The sequence below is a fragment of the Photobacterium sp. OFAV2-7 genome, assembly GCF_022347985.1.
In the GTDB taxonomy this organism is placed as follows: domain Bacteria; phylum Pseudomonadota; class Gammaproteobacteria; order Enterobacterales; family Vibrionaceae; genus Photobacterium.
Genome location: NZ_JAKRFQ010000593.1, coordinates 1 through 3,300 on the forward strand (window position 1 = coordinate 1; position 3,300 = coordinate 3,300).

The window sequence follows — 3,300 nt, forward strand, 5'->3', positions numbered from 1 at the left end:
CGAAGGTGAGTGTATGTTGAAAATCGGCGTTATCTTTGTCCTGCTGTTACTGGCATTTCTGGCAACCAAATATTTAGATGAAAATGCCCAAAAGAAAATGTTGATAGGGCTCGGTATCGTTATAGGCTGCGCCGTTGCTTTTTTTATGGCGATCGAGTTATTTCGATAAGCGGAGTTATTGACGGTAGGCAAGGCACCTTGTCTCTCACTTCGCTGTGATTGAAGCCATTCGAAACTAAGTATTAAAACTTCAATTTCAACAACCTGTTAGTTTATTAGCTTATTAACAAGTAGCAAAGATAAAGCCCGCTATATTAGCGGGCTTTATTTTATGAGAGGTCGCGAAAGCAGTCGTGATTGTTAGCGTGCCTTGGCTCGGCTACGGTTCGGTTTGCCGTTTTGGCTCTGACCTTGGCCCTGACGCTGACCGGAAGTCGGTTTACCGTTGCGGTTTGGGCGGCCCGAGTTGTTGCCATTACGGTTTCCAGCAGATTGCCCTGCAGGTTTGCCGTTTGATTTACCTCGGTTACCTTGCTGGCTCTGATTGCCTTTGTTATTGCCGTTAGAGCGGCTCCCCGGCTTACGTTTACCGTCTTTGCGTATATCAGGCTGATTTGGGTGCTTGGTTGCAAAGCGTTTTGCACCGTGACGGCCAGAGCCTCGACGTTGTGCCGGCGTCATCTCGGCCTCGCTGCCTTCTTCTGGCACCAGGCAGTTTGGTCGATCACCAATCAGGTACTTTTTACCCATCGAGACAAGCGCCTCGCGGATCAGTGGCCAGTTTAGCGGATCATGGTAGCGCAACAGTGCTTTGTGCAGACGACGCTGGCGATCACCCTTGGCGACAAATAAATCTTCGCGTTTTTTATACTTAACACGCTTGAGCGGGTTTGTTTCTGAGTGGTACATCGCCGTTGCGTTACACATCGGAGAGGGGTAGAAGTTCTGAACCTGATCACACTGGAAATCATTCTTTTTAAGCCACAGAGCCAGATTCAGCATGTCTTCGTCGGTCGAACCCGGGTGCGCCGAAATGAAGTACGGGATCAGGTACTGCTTCTTGCCTGCTTCTTTGCTGTATTTCTCAAACAGCTCCTTGAAGCGGTCATAGGTGCCCATGCCCGGCTTCATCATCAGATCCAGTGTGCCTTTCTCGGTATGCTCTGGTGCTATCTTCAGGTAACCACCAACGTGGTGGGTAACCAGCTCGCGTATATACTCCGGTGACTCGATAGCCAAGTCATAGCGAACGCCTGAAGCAATCATGATCTTCTTGATACCGTCAACATTACGCGCCTTGCGGTAAAGATCGATAGTGTGCTTGTGGTCGGTATCCAGCTTCTTACAGATCTCCGGGAAGATACAAGAAGGACGACGACAGTTGGCCTCGGCACGCGGATCCGAACAGCCCAGGCGATACATGTTGGCAGTTGGTCCGCCCAGATCGGAAATGGTGCCGGTAAACCCTGGTACTTTATCGCGGATGTCTTCCAATTCGCTGATGATAGACTCGTGTGAGCGGTTTTGGATGATGCGCCCTTCATGCTCGGTAATCGAACAGAAAGAACAGCCACCAAAGCAACCACGCATGATATTCACACTGGTTTTGATCATGTCATAAGCTGGAATTTTAGCCTTGCCATAGGAAGGGTGAGGCACGCGCGCATAAGGCAAGCCAAATACAAAGTCCATCTCTTCCGTTGTGAGCGGAATAGGCGGCTTGTTCACCCATAGTTCGCGATCAGCGTGTTTCTGGATCAGAGCTCGCGATGAGTACGGGTTAGTTTCCAGGTGCATAACCCGGCTGGCGTGCGCATAGAGAATACGGTCGTTGCGCAGCTTTTCAAAAGACGGCAGACGAATAGCCGTGCTGTTGGAGTCATGGCGAGACGGCTGAATTTGAACAGGCTTGGCTTCAACTTCTGCCTTTTTCTCGGCTTTGTTGGTTTCGCAGTTCTCTTCAGTTGCATAAGGGTTGGGCATCGCCATGGCCTTACCCGGTTTTTCAATGCGGCTGGAATCAATTTCTTTATAGCCTTCAGGCCGCTCTTTCATGATCACTGCCGTACCGGCGATATTGGTCAGTGTCGCAATATCCTCACCATCAGCCAGACGATGTGCAACTTCAACCAAGGCCCGCTCGGCATTACCGAAAAGAAGAATGTCACCTTTAGCATCAAATAAAACAGAGCGACGGACTTTGTCAGACCAGTAATCATAGTGAGATAGGCGACGCAGGCTGGCTTCAATACCACCGAGTACAATAGGCGTTTCTTTGTATGCTTCACGGCAGCGCTGAGAATAGACCAACACAGCGCGATCAGGTCGCTTTCCGCCTTCGTTGTTCGGCGTATACGCATCATCATGACGCAGTTTGCGATCTGCCGTATAGCGGTTGATCATTGAATCCATGTTACCAGCCGTAATGCCGAAAAACAGATTCGGTTTGCCCAGCGACATGAAAGCGTCTTTGTTGTTCCACTCGGGCTGGGCGATGATGCCGACTCGGAAGCCTTGCGATTCTAGCAAGCGGCCAATTACCGCCATACCAAAGCTTGGGTGGTCAACATAGGCATCACCGGTAACGATAATAATGTCGCAGCTATCCCAGCCGAGTGCGTCCATCTCCGCACGGGTTGTCGGCAGAAACGGTGCTGTACCGTAGCATTCCGCCCAGTATTTAGGATAGCTATTTATTGGTGTTACATCAGTGTGCATACATTGGCCTCAATCTTTGAAGGCGGGAATTATAGCCGCTTGGTAAATAACTGGCTAGCCCTGATATTCTCTGGGTTTGGCTCACCAAGAGGGCATAAAAAAGATGTGGGTTAATCTTAGTCTGAATCTGATGGATTTCGTTGTTTGTTTGTCCAAAAGATGATGTCAATCCTGAACCATCTTAGAACGTGTCATGGCAACCTATGATGACGTGATATACCCAGGATATAAATGGTTAGCTGCTCAAGGCAAAGCAGAAAGTTGACAGGTTTTCTAGGCTAAGATGACGGATAACCTATTTACACTTTGTGTTTCATATGGTTTCATATTTAACTATTCGATAGGGATATGTGTATGGCAATCGGTTGCGGGTGGTGAGATAGGCGAATTCATTTCGTTAATATTCTTCGTATATTTCGGATATCCGGAAGGAATATGAACTGGGGTCGAAGAATATACTGTTAGGCATCCGAGTTGCCCACTTCAATAATGAAGTTCTATCGTACACTTCATGCTTTTTCGACTATTATCGAAATCTGTTCAAGCAAACTTACTCGTGAAGTGAGTTTGCTTGAAAGCTCA

The 3,300-nt window shown here is 48.5% G+C and carries 1 protein-coding gene; it reads right to left on the reverse strand.

The window, feature by feature from the left end; genetic code table 11:
* Positions 1–360: 360 nt before the first annotated feature.
* The gene (locus MHN01_RS21395; protein ID WP_239413332.1) at positions 361–2,718 is read right to left on the reverse strand and encodes a YgiQ family radical SAM protein; all 2,358 of its coding nucleotides are present in this window, start codon (positions 2,716–2,718) and stop codon (positions 361–363) included.
* Positions 2,719–3,300 lie beyond the last annotated feature (582 nt).